Genomic DNA, 18195 nt, shown 5'->3' on the forward strand with positions numbered 1-18195 from the left:
GACACTTTTTATGAAAAACGACGTCATTTCACCGGAATTTGATGAAAACGGCCGCCCGCTGCGCCGTATTCGTAGCTTTGTGCGTCGTCAGGGGCGCCTGACAAAAGGGCAGCAGCATGCGCTGGATAACTTCTGGCCGGTGATGGGCGTTGAGTTTAGCGAAGAGCCGCTCGACTTCGTGGCGCTGTTTGGCCGCGACGCGCCCGTCACGCTGGAGATCGGTTTTGGCATGGGCGCCTCGCTGGTGACGATGGCGAAAGCGTGTCCGGAGCAGAACTTCCTCGGCATTGAGGTCCACTCTCCTGGCGTCGGCGCCTGTCTGGCCCAGGCGCATGAAGAGGGTGTAGAGAACCTGCGCGTGATGTGTCACGATGCGGTGGAAGTGCTGCACAAAATGATCCCTGATAACGCATTAAGCATGGTGCAGCTCTTTTTCCCTGACCCCTGGCATAAAGCGCGTCATAATAAACGCCGTATTGTTCAGGCTCCTTTTGCTGAGCTTGTGAAAAGCAAGCTGAAGCTCGGCGGCGTGTTCCATATGGCGACCGACTGGGAGCCCTATGCGGAACATATGCTGGAGGTAATGTCGTCGCTGGATGGGTATAAAAACCAGTCAGCCACCAACGACTATGTACCACGCCCGGAATCACGTCCGGTAACCAAATTTGAACAGCGTGGCCATCGTCTTGGTCACGGCGTATGGGACTTAATGTTCGAGAGGGTGAAATAATGGCAAAGAATCGTAGCCGTCGTCTGCGTAAAAAGATGCATATCGATGAGTTTCAGGAAGTAGGTTTCTCCGTCGCCTGGCGTTTCCCGGAGGGGACCAGCGTAGAGAAGATTGACCAGGACGTTGACGCGTTTATTAACGAAGTCATCGAGCCGAACAAGCTGGCGTTTGACGGCAGTGGCTATCTGGCCTGGGAAGGGCTGATCTGCCTGCAGGAGATTGGTAAATGCACGGAAGAACATCAGGCTATCGTGCGCAAATGGCTTGAAGATCGCCAGTACGAAGAGGTGCGCGTCAGCGAACTTTTCGATATCTGGTGGGACTAAGTAGCACAGGGCCGGCAAATGCTGGCCCGTTTTGTCTTGAGGGAAACTTATGATGCGCAAAACGCTGCTCGCCGCGGCATTAATGACCACGACCCTGGCCGCTCACGCGGAGTACAAATGTGAAGTGACGCCGCGTGACGATGTGATCTTAAGTCCACAAACCGTACAGGTAAAAGGCGAGAACGGAAATCTGGTCATCACGCCGGATGGCAACGTGATGTATAACGGCAAACAATATACCCTGAGCGCGGCGCAACGCGAGCAGGCGAAAGATTATCAGGCGGATCTGCGCGCGGCGCTGCCGTGGATCGACGAAGGGGCGCAAAGCCGCGTCGAAAAAGGCCGCGTGGCGCTGGATAAGATCATCGCCAAAGAGGTGGGGGAGAGCAGCAATATGCGCACCCGCCTGACCAAACTGGACGCGCAGCTTAAAGAGCAGATGAACCGTATTATTGAGCATCGTCCTGACGGTTTAACCTTCCACTACCAGGCTATCGATCAGGTGCGCGCCGATGGTCAGAATCTGGTAAATCAGGCGATGGGCGGTATTCTCCAGGACAGCATTAACGAGATGGGCGCCAAAGCGGTGCTGAAAGGCGGCGGGAATCCGTTACAGGGCGTGTTAGGCAGCCTGGGCGGTTTGCAGACGGCGATCCAGAATGAATGGAAAAATCAGGAAGCGGATTTCCAGCAGTTCGGGAAAGATGTTTGTAAACGCGTGGTGTCGCTGGAAGATAGCCGTAAGGCGCTGGTAGGGACGCTGAAGTAAGCGAGTCGCGTTGGCCCCTCACCCTAACCCTCTCCCCAAAGGGGAGAGGGGATAGTCCGCACTTCACGTCAGGTATCGCACTGCCTTTCCCCCTCTCCCTTTCAGGGAGAAGAACGGGGTGAGGGTATTCACACCACCGGTCTGCTTTTCCCCTCTCCCTTTCAGGGAAAAGAACGGGCGAGGGTATTCACACCACAGGTCTGCCTTCCCTTCTCCCTTTCAGGGAGAAGAACGGGGAGAGGGTATTCACACCACCGGTCTGCCTTCCCCTCTCCCTTTCAGGGAGAAGAACGGGGCGAGGATATTCACACCACCGGTCTGCTTTTCCCCTCTCCCTTGCAGGGAGAAGAACGGGGTGAGGGTATTCACACCACCGGTCTGCCTTTCCCCCTCTCCCTTTCAGGGAGAGGGTCGGGGTGAGGGTAAAAGTCTGCGCAAATTTACCAGTATCTCCTCCAGCACTGCCTCTTCGTTCTGCCAGAGTTCATTGTTCCAGAACCGTATCACCATCCAGCCATTTTCCCTGAGCCAGGCCGTGCGGCGACGATCGTAATCGCGCCTCTCATTATGCTGCCCGCCATCCAGCTCGACCGCCAGCCGCGCTTCGCAGCAGGCAAAATCCAGAATGTAGTTACCGACCGGATGCTGTCGGCGAAATTTATAGAGCGAGAAGCGGCGGCTGCGTAGCAGATACCAGAGCCGCTTCTCTTCCTGTGTCTGCTCGCGTCTGAGCTTTTTAGCATGCGAATAAATAATGTCCATCGCCACACTCTGCCAGCCTTTTCCTCCGCTGGCAGAACGGGACGTCAATTCCTGAACCGCGCTTCAGGAATCTTCGGCGAGGAAGAGCTCAAGCAGGGAGTTTAAGAAGAGTTTGCCGTGCGGGGTGATCTGCCAGTACGTCTCGCATTCGGTGATGTAACCCTTCGCCAGCGCGTCGTCAATCTGCGGACGGATCGTTGATTCCGGCAGCCCGGTGTAAAGGGTAAACTCCGCGCGCGGCGCCGGTTCCAGCAGCCGGAAGCGGTTCATAAAGAACTCGAACGGTTTATCCGCCGCCGCAACGTCGTGGCTGCGCTCCAGATAACGCCCTTCCATATAGCCGCGCGGATGGCGCGTTTTGGCGGTGCGCAGAATGCGTCCGTCCGGGAAAGTCACCTTTCCATGCGCGCCGCAGCCAATGCCCAGATAGTCGCCAAAGCGCCAGTAGTTGAGGTTATGCTGGCACTGATAGCCCGGCTTCGCATAGGCAGATGTCTCATACTGCTCATAGCCAGCGGCCGTCAGAAGCTGATGCCCCTGCTCGAAAATGTCCCACAGCGCGTCATCGTCCGGCAGTACAGGGGGGCGGGAGCCAAAGAGCGTATTTGGCTCAATAGTCAGCTGATACCAGGAGAGATGGGGCGGGTTGAGGGCAATTGCCTGGCGCAAATCGTCCAGCGCCTCCTCCAGCGTCTGGTCCGGCAGGCCATGCATTAAATCCAGGTTAAAGCTGCGCAGCCCCAGGCCGGTCGCCAGCTTCGCGGCGCGCTTCGCCTCTTCCGGACCATGGATACGCCCGAGACGCTTTAGCTTCGGCTCGCTAAAGCTCTGCACGCCGATGGAGATACGATTGACCCCCGCGCGCTGATAATCGACAAAGCGGTCAGCCTCCACGGTGCCGGGGTTGGCTTCCATCGTAATCTCGGCATCCGCCGCCAGATCCAGGCGCGCACGTACGCCATCCAGCAGCGTCTGCATCGCCGGACCGGAGAGCAGGCTCGGCGTACCGCCGCCAATAAAAATGGTCTTCACTTCGCGTCCCTGCGCGTAAGGCACGTCTGCGTCCAGATCCGCAAGCAGATGCTGGACATAGTCGTCATGCGGTACCTCGCCCTTCAGCGCGTGCGAGTTGAAATCGCAGTACGGGCATTTCTGCACGCACCACGGGATATGAATATAAAGACTCAGGGGCGGCAAATTAGCCATTACGTAATGCTTCCAGTAATAGTTTCAGCGCGCGTCCGCGGTGGGAAATGGCGCTTTTTTCTTCGCGGGTCAGCTCCGCGGCGGTTTTGCCCTCGGTTGGGACAAAGAAAATCGGATCATAGCCAAAGCCGCCGCTGCCCGCCGCTTCACGGGTAATCACCCCCGGCCAGCTGCCGTGGCAGACGATGGGCGTAGGATCTTCCGCATGACGCATGTAGACCAGTACGCAGTGGAACTGCGCCTGACGCTGGTCGTCCGGCACCGTTTTCAGCGCCTCCAGCAGTTTTTCCAGATTCTGCTGGTCACTCGCCTCTGCGCCAGCGTAGCGGGCAGAGTAAATGCCCGGCGCACCGCCCAGATAGTCCACGGCGATGCCGGAGTCATCGGCAATGGCGGGCAATCCGGTGATCTTTGCGGCATGGCGCGCTTTCAGTATGGCATTTTCGATAAACGTCAGCCCCGTCTCCTCGGCGGACTCTACGCCCAGATCGGTCTGGGCGACCACATCCAGGCCGAAATCTTTCAACAGCGAGGCCAGCTCGCGCACTTTACCGGCATTGCCAGTAGCGAGAACAACTTTCTGCATTGTTTAATCCTGTTCGGTTAGCGCCGCGACTTCCGTCGGGAGGGTTTGCGGATGGAGGATTTTTACCTGTTTATGGCGCCCCAGCTCACCTTTTTCAATGATGACCTGGCTTTTGGCGACTCGAAACTGTTTGGCCAGATATTTGGTCAGGTGGGCGTTCGCCTGACCGTCAACGGGCGGGGCGGTGATGGCGACTTTGAGTTCGTCGCCATGCAGCCCGACAATGCTGTCCCGGCTGGCTTTCGGCTGAATATAAAGCCGCAAAACCAGCCCGTCATCGCAGAGACTCACGGCACTCATAGCGCCATCCACAGCCCCGGCAGCAGCATGTCGCCCGTCGACTGGAGCAGTTCGCCAATACCCATATTGATCACATAGAGCAGCAGCACGAGGATCATCGGTGAAAAATCGATACCGCCCATCGAAGGCAGCAGATTACGGATCGGGCGCAGCAGCGGCTCGGTGAGCTGGATAAGCGCATATTCCACCGGGCTACGGCCCTGGCTGACCCAGCTCATGATCGCCATAACCAGCAGCACCCAGAAGATGAGCGAGCCGATGGTTTTCAGCAGGATCAGCACGGCGGCGATCCAGATGATCGGCTGGAAGGTCACCACCATAAACAGCACGATGGCTTTGATGACGCACAGCACAAACGCAACCAGCAGCGAGGCGCTGTCAATCGGCCCCATCGCCGGGATAATGCGGCGTAACGGCCCGATAATGGGCTGAGTGATTTTCACCACAAACTGGGAGAACGGGTTGTAAAAATCACAGCGGGCCCACTGCATCCAGACGCGCAATAAAAGCACCATCGTATACAGTTCAATGACCGTGGAGAGCAGGAAAGTCAACGTCTTCATGGCGTTCCTCAGGTTTCCTTATTTTGTGTAATCGCGCGCACCGAAAATCGCGGTACCGATGCGCACCATAGTGCTGCCTGCCGCAATGGCGGCTTCCATATCGTCTGACATGCCCAGAGAAAGCGTGTCTACGGTTGCGTAGCGCGTTTTAAGCGCCTCAAATGCTACAGCCATTTGCCGTGCCACGGCAAACTGCCTCTCATAATTTGATTCCGGAGCAGGGATCGCCATCAGCCCGCGCAGGGTTAAACCGGGCAGCGCGGCGACCTGTTCCGCCAGCGCATCCAGGTCGGCAAGCGCGATCCCCGATTTGCTGTTCTCATCACTGATATTGATTTGAATCAGCACGTTAAGGGGAGTCATGCCCGACGGACGCTGGTCGCTCAGGCGAGTGGCGATGCGCAGGCGATCCACCGTGTGGCACCAGTCGAAATTCTCGGCCACCAGACGGCTTTTGTTCGACTGCAAGGGACCAATAAAGTGCCATTGCAGATCGCGATTTCCCGCTTCGTGAAAATAACGAATTTTATCCACGCCCTCCTGCACATAATTTTCGCCAAAGGCGCGCTGTCCAGCGGCGATCGCCTCTGCGATGGCGCTCGCAGGTTTGGTTTTACTCACTGCAAGTAACGTAACTTCTTCTGAAGCACGGCCGCAACGTGTTGCAGCGGCTGAGATTTTGTCCCGGACCTGTGCCAGGTTATGCGCAATGTCGTTCATATTCCGAGGGTGGTCGTATGGTGTTGGAAGAAATTGTGGCCCTAAGTGTAAAGCATAACGTCTCCGATCTACACCTGTGCGGTGATTCGCCGCCGCGCTGGCGCAGGCTGGGCAGGCTTGAGCCTGCCCCCTTTCCTGCGCCGGACATTCCAGCGCTGTTAAAGAAATGGCTTAACGACGAACAGCAGGGTGCCTGGTGGGCGAGCGGACAGCTTGATTTCGCTATCGCCCTCAATAACGGCTATCGCCTGCGGGCCAGCGCCTTTGCCCATCTTCGCGGCGTTTCGCTGGCCCTGCGGATCCTGCCGCAACGCTCCCCGCAGCTTGCGACGCTCGGCACACCGCAGGCGATACCGGATCTGCTTGCCAGCGACAATGGCCTGATTCTGGTGGTCGGGGCGACGGGGAGCGGTAAGTCCACCACTCTGGCGGCGATGGTCGATCACCTTAACCACCACGTTGAACGCCATATCCTGACGCTGGAAGATCCGGTGGAGTTTGTTTACGAGAGTAAGCGCTGCCTCATTCAGCAACGCGAAATTGGCGAACACTGCCCAACGTTTGCACAGGCGCTCCGCGCCGCGCTGCGTGAAGATCCAGACGTTATCCTGCTGGGTGAACTGCGCGACGAGGAAACGATACGGCTTGCCCTGACGGCGGCGGAAACGGGCCATCTGGTGCTGGCTACGCTCCATACCCGCGGTGCGGCGCAGGCTGTGGAACGGCTGGTGGATACCTTTCCGGCCCAGGAGAAAGATCCGGTACGCAGTCAGCTGGCGGGGAGCCTGCGGGCGGTAATGGCGCAAAAGCTGGTGCAGGATAACCAGGGCGGGCGCGTGGCGCTGTTCGAACTGCTGGTCAATACCCCCGCTTCGGCGAACCTTATCCGCGAGGGTAAAACGCACCAGTTGCCCGGCGTGATCCAGACCGGGCAGCAGGCCGGTATGCAGAACTTTGACCAGAGCCGCGCGGAGCGCCAGGCGCAGGGGCGGCTTTAGCGAATGTTCAGTGAATAGATGGCCGGCAGCGCGCCAGCGGTCGCCAGGATCTCCAGCCTGAGCTCCCGTGCGGTGACGGGGGTAGTGAAGCGATGTTCCCGAACGGAGTGATGATTATGTGTAACCTCAGCGAGCAGCGCGTCGTCCGCCCACAGCCGATAATGGGTCACACAGTGGGGCGTGACGGCGTAAAAATGGCCCATTTGCACCGTTTCCATCGCATTGTCGAAGTCGTTGTCCTGCACCAGCGTCAGATGGCTGAAGGTGCGTGGCGTCTGCCAGCGCCAGCGAATATGCGGCGCGGCGTCGTCAGCAGCGGGCACCCAGGCGTTGGTCTGCTGCTCCGGGCGCAGACGGCCGTTGAGCAGATGAACCGGGGAATAACAGCGCAGCGGCTCCCTCAGATGCAGCGCGGGAAAGCACTGGTGGGGATGGCGGCGCGGCAGCCAGAAGTCAAATTCATCCACGCCGTAGTCGCCGTCCGCTATCTGGCGGGTATGCTTCGCCACACGCGCGTTAAGGCTGTTAAACACCGTCATCAGCCCCGGCAGACGGCTCTCCGTCAGGGCAATCTCAACGCCGGGGCAGGCGTCAAAGGCGACGAAAAGATACTGGTCGCGGTCGCTGACCCAGTCAAAACGGAAAGCATAGTCGCGCTCGTCCGCCACCTCTGTCTGGCAGACGTCATAGCGCAGCTCCGGGGTAAAGTTACCGCTTTTCTCGCTGCCGAGCAGCTGAAGGGTGAGCGTTTGCGGCGTTTGCGCCCGCAGACGAAAGGTTATCTCGGGCAGCGAGTCGCCCTGTCTGACCGGCAGCAGAATGGCCATCCGCTCCGCAAGCGCCAGCCACTGACCATTGGGTACAAGCCGGGTAAGCTGGTATTCGCTGCTGGCGGTGACCGTTGCGCCGCAGGCGGGATCGGAGAGCCGCTGGCGGGGAAGATAGCAGCCGCTGGCCTGCAGATGCTGTTGAAGCGCGCCGATGCGCTCGGGCGCGGCCAGCGTACGCGGGGCGATTCGCTGCTGATGGCAGAGCGCCGCTGCGCGTCCCACCGCTTCGCCGAGCAGCCCGCAGGTGCACATCACCCGTGCGCTGCCGAAGGCGACATGGGAGGCGGAGATCAGCCTGCCGGTGAGAAGCAGATTATCCAGCGAGCGGCTGTAGAGCGAGCGAAAGGGGATGGTGTAGGTGCCTTTGCTGTGGAACTGGCGACAGCCGTCGTGGGTGCTATAGACCCCGTCTGCCGGATGCAAATCGATCGACCAGCCGCCGTAAGCCACTGCGTCGTAGTGGTCGCGCTGGTCGATGATATCCTGCTGGCAGAGCAGGTAATCGCCCATAAACCGGCGGCTCTCCCGCTTGCCGGGGATCGTACCGACCCATTCGATCGTCAGACGATCGGCATCCGGGAAACGGCCCGAGTTTTTAATGTAATCCCAGACGCCCCAGACAATCTTCCACAGCTCCCACTTGATCTCCTCGCTCTGATGAACGGTATCCAGGCGGCCGCCCCATTCAAGCCACCAGAGATCGCAGCCGTTCATGGAGGAGGTCAGGCGGCGATAGCGCGGAATATCGGTGATATTTTTCAGGGCAAAGGAGGGCGGCGTGAACGTTACCGGTTCGGCGGTACGTCTGGTGTAAAAGTAGATGGAGTGACCGAGCTTATGACCGAAGCTGGCGCCGGGGGCCATCTTCTCACCGAGCTCCTCTTTCTCTTCCGCCCCTTCCCGGAACTCCGCCCCGGCCAGAAAGCCCAGCACCCCGTCGCCGGTCGCATCGCAAAAGAGGGGAGCGCTCACCTGGTAAAAGGTTTCGTTGATGGCGTTAAAGGCGCGCACGCCGGTAATGCGCGAGCCGTTTTTTTCCACCTCGTAGACGGCGGTATTGAGCAGCAACGTCAATCCCGGCTGGCTTTTCACCAGATCGAGCAGCAGCAGATCGAACATCACCGGGTTGCCCTCTTTGTTGCGCCAGAGGTTCTCCTCAAGGATTTCGCCCATTATGCCGCCCTCGCGCGCCCAGCGGTTATTGTTGCCCATATGCGACGTGGCGCCGTTGGCCCACAGGCGCACTTCGCTGGAGGCGTTACCGCCGAGGACGGACCGGTCCTGAATCAGCACCACATTAAGTCCGTCGCGGGCGGCCGCCAGGGCGGCGCAGACGCCGGCGAGCCCGCCGCCCGCCACCAGCAGGTCTGTTTCGAGCGCGTTAACGGGAAAACGTCGGGCATCCTGCTGTGGAGAGATTTTCATGACCTTGTATCCTTCTGAACTGGCTGTAGAATCGACATACTTATTACCTGAACGAATGCATCGCTATGTCATCACAACCCAACCAAAGCCTGATTGACGGCATACGCTGTCTGCAATATCTGGTCTCCAGCGGCCGCGCTATCGGCTGTCGCGAGCTGGCACGCCTGATGGGCATTAATACGACACGCGTCAATCGGCTGCTGATGACGATGGCCTCCATCGGGCTGACGATGCAGGACGACCATCGACGCTACCTGCCGGGGCCGGGCATTCATGCGCTGGCGGCGCAGGCGATTCGCGGCTCGGCGCTCTTTTCCCGCGCGCTGCCGATCCTTGAGCGCTACGCCCCGCGCGACATCGTGGTGGCGCTGGGTGTGCTCTGGGAGGACCAGGTGATCTATATCTGGCACTCCGTACCCGGCAGTACCCCCAGCCAGGCGCTGGCGGGATTTCACATGCTGCCCGCCTGGCAGTCGGTTATCGGCATGACGCTGCTCGCCTCTGAACCCGACGAGCAGTTAATACCGCGCTTTGCTCCCGAACAGTGGCAAAACCTTGCCCCGCACCTTGCCCAGCAACGCGAGCAGGGGCAAGTGATCTGGCATCACGATAACGGCGAGCTCTCTATGGCTCAGCCGGTGGGAAACCATGCGGCTGCGCTGGCCTTCGCCGGGATGTGGAACGTCGACGAGTCGGTCGAGCAGGCTCGTCTGAAAGCGCTAAGCGAGCTGAACGCCAGGCTACAGGATAAAGCATAGCCTTTTATGTTTCTTTTATAGAAACATTGTGCGGAATGCAAAACAGGGCAGTTGAACTGTGAACGGGATCGGAGAGAGGAGCGTGCCCGGCATGGCGGGCAACGGGGAAGATCAGTAGCCTTGCTCGAAGAAGCTTTCCAGAATGACGACCGCGGAGGCGGAGTCCACGCTACCCTTGCTGAGCGCGCGAAAGCCGCCGTGCTCGAACAGTCCGGCGCGGGCTTCAACCGTACTCAGCCGCTCATCGTGCAGCTTAATTTCTACGCCGAAACGGCCATGGATCTTGTTGGCAAACTTGCGGGCGCGGGCGGTCAGCGGCTGCTCGGTGCCATCCATATTGAGCGGCAGACCGACAATAACCGCATCCGGCTGCCACTCTTTCAGCAGACGTTCTATCAGGTTCCAGTCAGGGGTGCCGTCCTGGGCTTTCAGGGCGTTCAGCGGCCGCGCCGTGCCGGTGATTCGCTGCCCCACGGCAACGCCGATACTCTTTGTTCCAAAATCAAAAGCGAGTAGCGTTCCGCTCATTACGCATGCCCCGCTACGCCAGGCATAGTCTGGATATCGATTCCAATCAGCTTTGCCGCCTCGCGCCAGCGCTCTGAGATAGGCGTTTTAAACAGGATATTCATGTCCGCCGGGGCGGTAAGCCAGGCGTTATCCAGGATCTCCTGCTCCAGCTGTCCTTTTTCCCACGAGGCGTAGCCCAGAGCGACCAGCACTTCGGAGGGTTGCTCAGCGGTGCCTAAGGTTTCCAGTACGTCACGGGAAGTGGTGATGATTGTGTTATCAGAGATGCGAATACTGGAAGAGAACGCCGGCGGGCTATGCAGGATAAAGCCACGATCTTCTGCCAGCGGGCCGCCCAGCATCACAGGTTTATCAAGACGGATTTCCGGAATGCGCGCTTTCGGGGCAATCTTAAGCTTTTCCAGAATGCCTTCAACTTGCAGATTTTCCAGCGGTTTATTGATAATAATCCCCATCGCGCCATCTTCGTTGTACTCGCAAATATAGATAACGGAGCGACGAAAAATCGGATCCTGGAGAGCAGGCATGGCAATAAGAAAGTGATGCTGTAAATTCATTGTCAGAGGTTCTGTTTCCTGGTTTAAAAAAGCGACAGCTCCCAGTATGGGGTCAAACTGGGACGCTGTCACTACAGACCTTAACCTTCATGCCGCCCGGGGCGACACGGAGGAGGGGAGAAAATTACTGCTTCAGACGCTTCTCAATGGCGTCCATCAGCATTCCGGTAATGGAGACGGGGAACTCCGCTTCGATTTCGCGGATGCAGGTCGGGCTGGTGACGTTCACCTCGGTAAGACGGTCGCCAATGATGTCGAGGCCGACAAAGATGAGACCTTTGGCCTTCAGCATCGGGCCGACGCGGCGGGCGATTTCCCAGTCGCTTTCGGTCAGCGGACGCGGTTCGCCACGGCCGCCAGCAGCCAGATTGCCGCGGGTTTCACCGCCCTGGGGAATACGCGCCAGGCAGTAAGGAACCGGTTCGCCATCCACCACCAGCACGCGCTTGTCGCCGTCAACAATGGCCGGAATGTAGTTCTGCGCCATGCAGTAGCGGGTGCCGTGCTCGGTCAGGGTTTCGGCAATCACGCCGAGGTTAGGATCGCCCTCTTTTACACGAAAGATCGAGGCGCCGCCCATTCCGTCCAGCGGTTTTAAAATGATGTCGCCATGCTTCTGCCAGAAAGCTTTCAGCTGCGCTTTGCTGCGGGTTACCAGCGTCTCTGGCGTCAGGTCGGAGAACCAGGCGGTGTAGAGCTTCTCGTTGCAGTCGCGCAGGCTCTGCGGTTTGTTGACGATAAGCGTCCCTTTCTCTTCGGCGCGCTCAAGAATATAGGTGCAGTAGATATATTCGGTATCGAACGGCGGATCTTTACGCATCAGGATCACATCCAGATCGGCCAGCGGCAGATCCTGTTCAGTGCCGAACTCATACCATTTATCGTAATTCTGCTCGACGTTGACGATGCGGGTACGCGCGCGGGCTTCGCCATTGTTCAGGTAGAGGTCGCTCATCTCCATGTAGTGGAGCTGGTAGCCGCGACGTTGCGCTTCCAGCAGCATAGCGAAGCTGGAATCTTTTTTGATGTTGATGGTTGCGATGGGGTCCATCACGATGCCGAGCTTGATCATTGTTCTTCTCCGTTAAAAGCCAGATCGTCAGGCTGGTTTGCTGGCCATTTTGTACCAGAGCCGCATTTAAACTTTCACGCCTGATGGATCAGGCTTAGCTTCAACCCAGGTCGCCAAACCGCACCTGTAGCGCAGTGATAGCGGTGAGGGCGGTCGTTTCTGTACGCAGAACGCGTGGTCCCAACAGAATATCCGTAAACTGATAGCGTGCGGTCATGGCGATCTCATCCGCCGACAGGCCGCCTTCCGGCCCGATCAGCAGGCGAATGCGCTCCACCGGCAACGGCAGCGTGTTGATGCTGGCGCTGGCGCGGGGGTGAAGATTAAGCTTAAGCCCGTTCTCCTCTTCTGCACACCACGCCTCCAGATCCATTGCCGGGCGGATCTCGGGGATACGGTTACGGCCACACTGTTCGCAGGCGGCAATGGCGATTTTCTGCCACTGCTGGATCTTTTTATTCAGACGTTCAGCATCCAGTTTAACGCCGCAGCGCTCAGAAAAAAGTGGCGTAATGAGGCTTACACCCAATTCAATCGATTTCTGGATAGTAAATTCCATCTTTTCGCCGCGCGACATCACCTGGCCTAGATGGATGTGCAGCGGCGATTCCCGATCGTCCACTTCGCCGCGCAGGATCTCCACCTGCACGCTTTTTTTATCCGCCCGGGCGATCCGGGCGTCAAAAACCTGGTTGGAGCCATCAAAAAGCTGGATCGCCTGGCCCGACCCCATACGCAGCACGCGGCCGACGTGATGAGCGGCGTCGTCGGAAAGGGCAATCTCCGTGCCGACGGTTAACGGTTCAGGATGATAAATACGAGGAATGCGCATAGTGAAAAGTCCATAGAATGTGCGGTCTCCCCCTCGCTAAGCCCTCTCCCCGCAGGGAAAAGGGGACAGTTCGCCGCCACAGTAACAATTGCCGCTAGTGTAGGGTAGCTCTTTTACCGCTGGCAAGCCTGCTGGACGTAGGGGTTATGGTTACCCTGGATTTTGGCAATGCGCGCGTCGCGGGTACACTCCCACTCGGTGACAGGATAGAGCTTATCCCAGGCATTAAACAGCTGCGTCTGCTGGCGGGAAAGGTTCAGGTGGTAACGGTCGCGCATATAGAAGTAGGTGCGGGCGATGCTGCCGCGCGCCCGGGCAGGCGGCTCTGCAAGCTTCTCTTTAAAGTCGACCTTCATGGCGCACTGACCGTACTGGCCTTCCCCGGCGTTCCACTGGCTGTACATGAAATTGCCGCGATCGCCGTTGACCTCGCCCACGGCGGGCTGAAGGTTGTGCATATCGCTCTCCATCTGCCGGTAGACCGGATCTTTGGTGCAGTTTTTGCGCCCGCCATCCTGCCAGCACTGGCGCTGGTGGCCAAACTGCCATGCCGGAACGACATGTTCCCATTCGATTCGGCTGGCGCGATTGGCGTTTTTACGCACCTTGTAGCCGCAGGACGCCAGATCGACGATCCCTTTTTTACCCTGCCAGGTAATTTTGCAGCCGCAGTAGAAATCCCCCGGCGCGTCGGCGTTAACCTTCACGCCCGCGGCTTTAGCCTGAGAGAAACTGTGAATACCATCGGCCAGCGCCTGGCCGCAGAATGCCGTCGCCATCAACGCAACGGCGAGAGAAAAATTACGGGACATTATTTACTCCGCCTTAAAACGAGCCCGCAACGTAACGAAAGTTGTTCCTGTATGCAATCAGGCAGATCACGAATGTTCCAGATGGCTCACCAGATTATTCCGCGACCAGCGGCTCGCCGCATTTTACGCAGCGGTAGGAGGCTTCCCCGCGCACCACGCGGTTGTGACGCCGGATGGTCAGCTGGTGCTGCTGGCACTGGCAGCGATAGGGGAACGTATTACGGCGGACCGACTCCAGCGCGAACGAGTGGGTGCGGTGGGCGGGCACTCCCAGCACGCTCTCCATCATCCATTTCCACTCTTTGCCGTGCGGCGCGACGCGGCCAAACGTCTTCCAGACCAGCAGATGCGCCAGTTCGTGTGGCACCACTTCGTCAATAAACGCCTGCGGGTTTTCCATCAGCAGGACCGGATTTAAGCGGATCTCATAAGCATCCAGCCAGGCGGTGCCGGCAGAAGTGCCGCGCTGCTGATAAACCAGTCGGGGTTCAGGATAGTCACGGCCAAGCGTCAGATTGGCCTGGGCCAGTTTTTCTCGCAGACTGCGCATGACGGCCTGCTGAAGGGCGATGGGGAGACGGAGCGTTTTCATGCAGAGAGGATAAAACGGGAAACGGGGAGGCGCAACCGCGTCCTCCCCGCCAGCAACCTTATTTGTGCGAGCCGATTTCGCGAAGCTTACGGCCTTTCATCAGGTTACGTTCAATGTGCTCCAGAGAGACATGTTTAGTTTCCGGCACCAGCCAGAGGGTCAGCAGGATAAACAGTACGTTCAGACCGGCGTAAACCCAGAAGGTGTTAGCGTTACCCAGGTTGTTAAGCATGGTCAGGAACGTAGCGCCGACAATCATATTGGCGATCCAGTTGGTCGCGGTAGAGCAGGTGATACCGAAATCACGCCCTTTCAGCGGCTGGATTTCAGAGCAGAGTACCCAGATCAGAGGACCGGCGCTCATCGCAAAGCCGACGATAAACATCAGCAGCATCGCTACCGCGAAGTACTGCGCGGTCGTGGAGTGGATGCCCATATGCATCATGGTGCCCAGCACGCCCATCCCGACAGCCATGACCAGGAAGCCCAGCGTCAGGGTCGGTTTACGGCCCCAGCGATCCACCAGGCCAATGGCGATGAAGGTGGCCAGCACGTTAGTCAGGCCAACAATAACGGTGCCCCACATCTGCTCGGTGGTATTGGTGTAACCCGCCAGTTCAAAGATTTTCGGCGCGTAATACATAATGACGTTCATACCGGTGAACTGTTGCATCACCTGCAGCAGTACGCCGAGGAACACCGCGCGGCGGAAGTTGCTGTTCTCTTTAAACAGCGCCCAGCCGGACTGTTTAACCTTCAGACTTTCGCGGATCTCTTCCAGCTCGTTTTTCGCTTCGGCGCTGGTATCGCGCAGGCGCAGCAGCACGCGCTCCGCGTCATGGAAGCGGCGTTTCGCCGCGAACCAGCGTGGGCTGTCCGGCAGGAAGAAAACGCCAATCAGCAGCAGGATCGCCGGGATGATAATTACCCCCAGCATCCAGCGCCATGCGCCGCTGTAGCTGAAGGCGGTATCGGAAAGATAAGCCCCCAGAATACCGATGGTGATCATCAGCTGGTACATGGAGATCATGCTGCCGCGGATTTTTTCCGGCGCAATCTCAGAGAGGTAGAGCGGCGCGGTATAAGAGGCGACACCCACCGCCAGACCGAGCAGTACGCGGGAGATGATCAGCACTTCGACGTTAGGTGCGGCTGCCGAGAAGAGCGAACCGGCCACGAAGAGAATAGCGCCAATCATCAGGCTCTTTTTACGGCCCAACTTGAAGGAGAGCCAGCCGCTGCCGACCGCGCCCACTGCCGCGCCAAACATCATGGAGCTCACTACCCATTCCTGCGTGTGTGCGCTTATCTGAAATTCATCGGTGATGAAAGGTAACGCGCCGGCGATAACGCCGATATCAAGACCAAATAAGAGTCCCGCCAGGGCTGCGAGAAAACAGACGAAAAAGGTCATCGCCTTATTAGACGTACGCCCCTGTTTTTTATTGTCAGGCATTATGCCCTCCAGTTGGGTTATCGATTTTAACGGTGTAAAGGGTAAGTGAGTACCGAACAAATTTGTGTGAGACAAATCACAACGGTGTAATCGGTTACACACCGGTATAACCGTAAATTTAATTAAAGCTTTGAAAATATAGATGTAAATTAATTGAAGCGCATCCCGTTTCAATTAAATTCAGACTTAACTGAAACAAAATGAAACAGCAGAAACAAAGCGGCGTTGCAAAGAGATTTTTCTGAAAACAAGCGGCGGGAATAGTGGTGTAATCGCTACCAAAATGGCAGATCGCTATTTCAAGTATAGTTCAGGAAAAAAGGGGAAGGGCGGATGAAGCGACCGGCAGGTGGTTTTCTGCGTTTGCGCGGGCATAAAAAAACGGCAACGCGAAGTTGCCGTTTGATTTGACCATTACGGGGAATTATTTCAGGCCAGCAGCATCGCGCAGCAGCGCCGCTTTGTCGGTTTTTTCCCACGGGAAATGTTCGCGGCCAAAGTGGCCGTAAGCTGCGGTTTCCTGGTAAATCGGGTGCAGCAGATCCAGCATCTGGATCAGGCCGTACGGACGCAGGTCGAAGAACTCACGCACCAGCAGGGTGAGCTGTTCGGTAGAGACTTTTTCGGTACCGAAGGTTTCAACCATGATGGAGGTCGGTTCAGCCACGCCGATAGCGTAAGAAACCTGGATTTCGCAGCGGTCAGCCAGGCCAGCGGCAACGATGTTTTTCGCCACATAACGCGCCGCATATGCTGCGGAACGGTCCACTTTAGAGGGATCCTTACCGGAGAACGCGCCGCCACCGTGACGCGCCATGCCGCCGTAGGTGTCCACGATAATTTTACGACCAGTCAGACCGCAGTCACCCATCGGGCCGCCAATCACAAAGCGACCGGTCGGGTTGATGAAGAATTTGGTCGAGGCGTTCAGCCATTCGGATGGCAGGATCGGCTTGATGATCTCTTCCATCACCGCTTCCTGCAGATCTTTCTGCTCAATCTCTTCGGAATGCTGAGTGGAGAGAACTACCGCGTCGATGCCAACGATTTTGCCGCTGTCATACTGGAAGGTAACCTGGCTTTTCGCATCCGGGCGCAGCCACGGCAGGGTGCCATTTTTGCGCACTTCAGCCTGACGCTGCACCAGACGGTGAGCGTAAGTAACCGGAGCAGGCATCAGCACGTCGGTTTCGTTCGTGGCGTAGCCAAACATCAGGCCCTGGTCGCCCGCACCCTGTTCCAGCGGATCGGCGCGGTCAACGCCCTGGTTGATGTCCGGGGACTGTTTGCCGATAGCGCTCAGTACCGCGCAGGAGTTGGCGTCAAAGCCCATATCAGAATGCACATAGCCAATCTCACGCACCGTTTTACGGGTGATCTCTTCGATATCGACCCATGCGCTGGTGGTGATTTCACCGCCAACCAGAACCATGCCCGTTTTGACATAGGTTTCACAGGCGACACGTGCTTTCGGATCCTGAGCCAGGATAGCGTCAAGCACGGCATCGGAGATTTGGTCAGCAATTTTATCAGGATGTCCTTCTGATACAGACTCGGACGTAAACAGGTGTTTAGCCATATTCTCTTTCACCCTTAGAAATTCGGTTAAAACAAACTCTTGCCATTCAAAACAATCGCAGAGGATTCTACTGCAATAGAGAAGTGAAGTCACAAGAAGTCTGAGTGTTAATCAGTATAGATGGATTAACTTCTGGACGGCTATTTTAGGTCACATCTTGACCTCATTTCCAGCGATTTTTGAGCCATGTCGCACTAAGCGTGAAAGCAAGTGGAAAATTTTCCTGACGGCGCTGGCAGGAGACATATTTTTATTTTGCTTTTTACCCCTGTTGTCGGTATAAATCGCCGCGCGCGGCTCTCAAAAATAAGCGCTCGATGACCTCATCGTGTCGCCACTTCCAGCCGGGTTAAGCAGTGAACATTTAGCTTTGGCTTGGTGGTCTGTCTTTCGGGGCAGCCGTGGAGGTGATACGAGATAATGAACCGTCGTTTTGTGCTAACTCAGCTTCGTCGTTCTGACGAACACACGCGCCCTGCAACCCCCCATTTCCGTCTGCAAACCTGCCGATGTTATACCCATCTCGGCGCTTCTCAGGATTCCAGAGCCGGCTAATCGCTTTGTGAAATCTGAACAAGGGCGCTCTTGTTAATCAGGAGCTTTCTCGTGGTTTCGCCGGACCTTGTCATACAGAGTTCGGTTACGTGTTTTACAATGTTATGAATAAGAAACCGTTAGCACGGCCTCGCTTTCAGCATGAAGTGCTGGAGTCTTGCGCCGTTTATGGGTTGTTATCGCAGGATGACGCTGCGATAGTAGTCAACTGTTTTACACTTATTACAAGTTGAGGT

Annotated in this window: 23 protein-coding genes; 7 read left to right on the forward strand and 16 right to left on the reverse strand. The window is 57.4% G+C overall.

All coding sequences use genetic code 11. The features are described 5' to 3' along the window. Positions 1–10 precede the first annotated feature (10 nt). The 3 genes from trmB to BN3796_RS04775 are packed head-to-tail and all read left to right on the forward strand — an operon-like array spanning position 11 to position 1825. Positions 11–730, forward strand: a complete 720-nt coding sequence (gene trmB, locus BN3796_RS04765; protein ID WP_061707236.1) for a tRNA (guanosine(46)-N7)-methyltransferase TrmB — start codon at positions 11–13, stop codon at positions 728–730. Continuing rightward, positions 730–1056, forward strand: a complete 327-nt coding sequence (locus tag BN3796_RS04770; RefSeq protein WP_061707237.1) for a YggL family protein — start codon at positions 730–732, stop codon at positions 1054–1056. Before trmB ends, BN3796_RS04770 begins: the two co-directional genes overlap by 1 nt. 49 nt (positions 1057–1105) lie before the next feature. Further along, positions 1106–1825 (forward strand): YggN family protein, encoded by a 720-nt coding sequence (locus tag BN3796_RS04775; RefSeq protein ID WP_061707238.1) that lies wholly within the window; start codon positions 1106–1108, stop codon positions 1823–1825. A gap of 246 nt (positions 1826–2071) precedes the next feature. Here BN3796_RS04775 and BN3796_RS21080 read toward each other — a convergent pair whose 3' ends face one another. The 7 genes from BN3796_RS21080 to BN3796_RS04805 form a co-directional block, all read right to left on the reverse strand. Beyond that, positions 2072–2194 carry a hypothetical protein gene (locus BN3796_RS21080; protein WP_262360310.1) on the reverse strand — a complete coding sequence of 41 codons (123 nt, stop codon included), beginning with the start codon at positions 2192–2194 and terminating at the stop codon, positions 2072–2074. A 30-nt stretch (positions 2195–2224) separates the two neighbouring features. Beyond that, positions 2225–2587 (reverse strand): endonuclease domain-containing protein, encoded by a 363-nt coding sequence (locus BN3796_RS04780; protein WP_061707239.1) that lies wholly within the window; start codon positions 2585–2587, stop codon positions 2225–2227. Between the two features lie 63 nt (positions 2588–2650). Then, a complete protein-coding gene (gene hemW, locus BN3796_RS04785; RefSeq protein WP_061707240.1) occupies positions 2651–3793 on the reverse strand; it encodes a radical SAM family heme chaperone HemW in 1143 nt (380 codons plus the stop codon). Then, on the reverse strand, positions 3786–4379 hold the full coding sequence (locus BN3796_RS04790) for an XTP/dITP diphosphatase (RefSeq protein WP_061707241.1): 594 nt from the start codon (positions 4377–4379) through the stop codon (positions 3786–3788). Before BN3796_RS04790 ends, hemW begins: the two co-directional genes overlap by 8 nt. 3 nt (positions 4380–4382) lie before the next feature. Next, a complete protein-coding gene (gene yggU / locus BN3796_RS04795) occupies positions 4383–4679 on the reverse strand; it encodes a DUF167 family protein YggU (protein ID WP_061707242.1) in 297 nt (98 codons plus the stop codon). After that, on the reverse strand, positions 4676–5242 hold the full coding sequence (locus tag BN3796_RS04800) for a YggT family protein (RefSeq protein ID WP_061707243.1): 567 nt from the start codon (positions 5240–5242) through the stop codon (positions 4676–4678). The genes yggU and BN3796_RS04800 overlap by 4 nt, the downstream gene beginning before the upstream one ends. 18 nt (positions 5243–5260) lie before the next feature. Continuing rightward, positions 5261–5962 carry a YggS family pyridoxal phosphate-dependent enzyme gene (locus BN3796_RS04805; RefSeq protein ID WP_061707244.1) on the reverse strand — a complete coding sequence of 234 codons (702 nt, stop codon included), beginning with the start codon at positions 5960–5962 and terminating at the stop codon, positions 5261–5263. 17 nt (positions 5963–5979) lie between these two features. Here BN3796_RS04805 and BN3796_RS04810 point away from each other — a divergent pair, with 17 nt between their 5' ends. Beyond that, positions 5980–6960 (forward strand): type IV pilus twitching motility protein PilT, encoded by a 981-nt coding sequence (locus tag BN3796_RS04810; protein WP_061707245.1) that lies wholly within the window; start codon positions 5980–5982, stop codon positions 6958–6960. Here BN3796_RS04810 and BN3796_RS04815 read toward each other — a convergent pair. Further along, positions 6957–9215, reverse strand: coding sequence for an FAD-dependent oxidoreductase (locus tag BN3796_RS04815; RefSeq protein ID WP_061707246.1), 2259 nt, complete (start codon positions 9213–9215; stop codon positions 6957–6959). The two genes, BN3796_RS04810 and BN3796_RS04815, sit on opposite strands and share 4 nt — an antisense overlap. A gap of 65 nt (positions 9216–9280) precedes the next feature. On the opposite strand from BN3796_RS04815, the gene BN3796_RS04820 reads away from it, so the two are divergent. Continuing rightward, complete coding sequence (locus BN3796_RS04820; RefSeq protein WP_061707247.1) at positions 9281–9973, forward strand: IclR family transcriptional regulator; 693 nt, start codon at positions 9281–9283, stop codon at positions 9971–9973. 111 nt (positions 9974–10084) lie between these two features. On the opposite strand, the gene ruvX is transcribed toward BN3796_RS04820, so the two are convergent. The 8 genes from ruvX to metK all read right to left on the reverse strand — a co-directional run bounded on the left by ruvX (position 10085) and on the right by metK (position 17404). Continuing rightward, on the reverse strand, positions 10085–10501 hold the full coding sequence (gene ruvX, locus BN3796_RS04825) for a Holliday junction resolvase RuvX (protein ID WP_061707248.1): 417 nt from the start codon (positions 10499–10501) through the stop codon (positions 10085–10087). Continuing rightward, a complete protein-coding gene (locus BN3796_RS04830) occupies positions 10501–11061 on the reverse strand; it encodes a YqgE/AlgH family protein (RefSeq protein WP_061707249.1) in 561 nt (186 codons plus the stop codon). Before BN3796_RS04830 ends, ruvX begins: the two co-directional genes overlap by 1 nt. 124 nt (positions 11062–11185) lie before the next feature. Beyond that, complete coding sequence (gene gshB, locus BN3796_RS04835; protein WP_061707250.1) at positions 11186–12133, reverse strand: glutathione synthase; 948 nt, start codon at positions 12131–12133, stop codon at positions 11186–11188. A gap of 100 nt (positions 12134–12233) precedes the next feature. Continuing rightward, positions 12234–12965, reverse strand: a complete 732-nt coding sequence (gene rsmE, locus BN3796_RS04840) for a 16S rRNA (uracil(1498)-N(3))-methyltransferase (protein ID WP_061707251.1) — start codon at positions 12963–12965, stop codon at positions 12234–12236. A 113-nt stretch (positions 12966–13078) separates the two neighbouring features. Continuing rightward, positions 13079–13777 (reverse strand): deoxyribonuclease I, encoded by a 699-nt coding sequence (gene endA, locus BN3796_RS04845; RefSeq protein ID WP_061707252.1) that lies wholly within the window; start codon positions 13775–13777, stop codon positions 13079–13081. A 94-nt stretch (positions 13778–13871) separates the two neighbouring features. After that, positions 13872–14369: a SprT family zinc-dependent metalloprotease gene (locus BN3796_RS04850; protein WP_061707253.1), complete on the reverse strand. Its 498-nt coding sequence runs from the start codon at positions 14367–14369 to the stop codon at positions 13872–13874. A gap of 58 nt (positions 14370–14427) precedes the next feature. Continuing rightward, entirely contained in the window at positions 14428–15825 is a 1398-nt protein-coding gene (gene galP, locus BN3796_RS04855) for a galactose/proton symporter (RefSeq protein ID WP_061707254.1), read from the reverse strand. Between the two features lie 424 nt (positions 15826–16249). After that, positions 16250–17404 carry a methionine adenosyltransferase gene (gene metK, locus BN3796_RS04860; RefSeq protein WP_061707255.1) on the reverse strand — a complete coding sequence of 385 codons (1155 nt, stop codon included), beginning with the start codon at positions 17402–17404 and terminating at the stop codon, positions 16250–16252. A gap of 420 nt (positions 17405–17824) precedes the next feature. Between metK and BN3796_RS21230 the strand changes: the two genes are divergently transcribed. Continuing rightward, positions 17825–17959 (forward strand): hypothetical protein, encoded by a 135-nt coding sequence (locus BN3796_RS21230; protein ID WP_439652846.1) that lies wholly within the window; start codon positions 17825–17827, stop codon positions 17957–17959. A gap of 104 nt (positions 17960–18063) precedes the next feature. Continuing rightward, entirely contained in the window at positions 18064–18192 is a 129-nt protein-coding gene (gene yqgB, locus BN3796_RS20665) for an acid stress response protein YqgB (protein ID WP_148381760.1), read from the forward strand. Positions 18193–18195 lie beyond the last annotated feature (3 nt).

It is taken from the genome of Pseudenterobacter timonensis (assembly GCF_900021175.1).
Taxonomy (GTDB): domain Bacteria; phylum Pseudomonadota; class Gammaproteobacteria; order Enterobacterales; family Enterobacteriaceae; genus Enterobacter; species Enterobacter timonensis.

Excerpts from the sequence above, each read along its gene's own strand:
- BN3796_RS04850 (WP_061707253.1), bottom strand. The coding sequence starts at position 14,369 with ATGAAAACGCTCCGTCTCCCCATCGCCCTTCAGCAGGCCGTCATGCGC.
- rsmE (WP_061707251.1), bottom strand. The coding sequence starts at position 12,965 with ATGCGCATTCCTCGTATTTATCATCCTGAACCGTTAACCGTCGGCACG.
- hemW (WP_061707240.1), bottom strand. The coding sequence starts at position 3,793 with ATGGCTAATTTGCCGCCCCTGAGTCTTTATATTCATATCCCGTGGTGC.
- endA (WP_061707252.1), bottom strand. The coding sequence starts at position 13,777 with ATGTCCCGTAATTTTTCTCTCGCCGTTGCGTTGATGGCGACGGCATTC.
- BN3796_RS04770 (WP_061707237.1), top strand. The coding sequence starts at position 730 with ATGGCAAAGAATCGTAGCCGTCGTCTGCGTAAAAAGATGCATATCGAT.
- BN3796_RS04780 (WP_061707239.1), bottom strand. The coding sequence starts at position 2,587 with ATGGACATTATTTATTCGCATGCTAAAAAGCTCAGACGCGAGCAGACA.
- trmB (WP_061707236.1), top strand. The coding sequence starts at position 11 with ATGAAAAACGACGTCATTTCACCGGAATTTGATGAAAACGGCCGCCCG.
- yggU (WP_061707242.1), bottom strand. The coding sequence starts at position 4,679 with ATGAGTGCCGTGAGTCTCTGCGATGACGGGCTGGTTTTGCGGCTTTAT.
- ruvX (WP_061707248.1), bottom strand. The coding sequence starts at position 10,501 with ATGAGCGGAACGCTACTCGCTTTTGATTTTGGAACAAAGAGTATCGGC.
- gshB (WP_061707250.1), bottom strand. The coding sequence starts at position 12,133 with ATGATCAAGCTCGGCATCGTGATGGACCCCATCGCAACCATCAACATC.
- metK (WP_061707255.1), bottom strand. The coding sequence starts at position 17,404 with ATGGCTAAACACCTGTTTACGTCCGAGTCTGTATCAGAAGGACATCCT.
- BN3796_RS04810 (WP_061707245.1), top strand. The coding sequence starts at position 5,980 with ATGGTGTTGGAAGAAATTGTGGCCCTAAGTGTAAAGCATAACGTCTCC.
- galP (WP_061707254.1), bottom strand. The coding sequence starts at position 15,825 with ATGCCTGACAATAAAAAACAGGGGCGTACGTCTAATAAGGCGATGACC.
- BN3796_RS21230 (WP_439652846.1), top strand. The coding sequence starts at position 17,825 with ATGAACCGTCGTTTTGTGCTAACTCAGCTTCGTCGTTCTGACGAACAC.
- BN3796_RS04775 (WP_061707238.1), top strand. The coding sequence starts at position 1,106 with ATGATGCGCAAAACGCTGCTCGCCGCGGCATTAATGACCACGACCCTG.
- BN3796_RS04830 (WP_061707249.1), bottom strand. The coding sequence starts at position 11,061 with ATGAATTTACAGCATCACTTTCTTATTGCCATGCCTGCTCTCCAGGAT.
- BN3796_RS04790 (WP_061707241.1), bottom strand. The coding sequence starts at position 4,379 with ATGCAGAAAGTTGTTCTCGCTACTGGCAATGCCGGTAAAGTGCGCGAG.
- BN3796_RS04805 (WP_061707244.1), bottom strand. The coding sequence starts at position 5,962 with ATGAACGACATTGCGCATAACCTGGCACAGGTCCGGGACAAAATCTCA.
- BN3796_RS04800 (WP_061707243.1), bottom strand. The coding sequence starts at position 5,242 with ATGAAGACGTTGACTTTCCTGCTCTCCACGGTCATTGAACTGTATACG.
- yqgB (WP_148381760.1), top strand. The coding sequence starts at position 18,064 with ATGAATAAGAAACCGTTAGCACGGCCTCGCTTTCAGCATGAAGTGCTG.
- BN3796_RS04815 (WP_061707246.1), bottom strand. The coding sequence starts at position 9,215 with ATGAAAATCTCTCCACAGCAGGATGCCCGACGTTTTCCCGTTAACGCG.
- BN3796_RS04820 (WP_061707247.1), top strand. The coding sequence starts at position 9,281 with ATGTCATCACAACCCAACCAAAGCCTGATTGACGGCATACGCTGTCTG.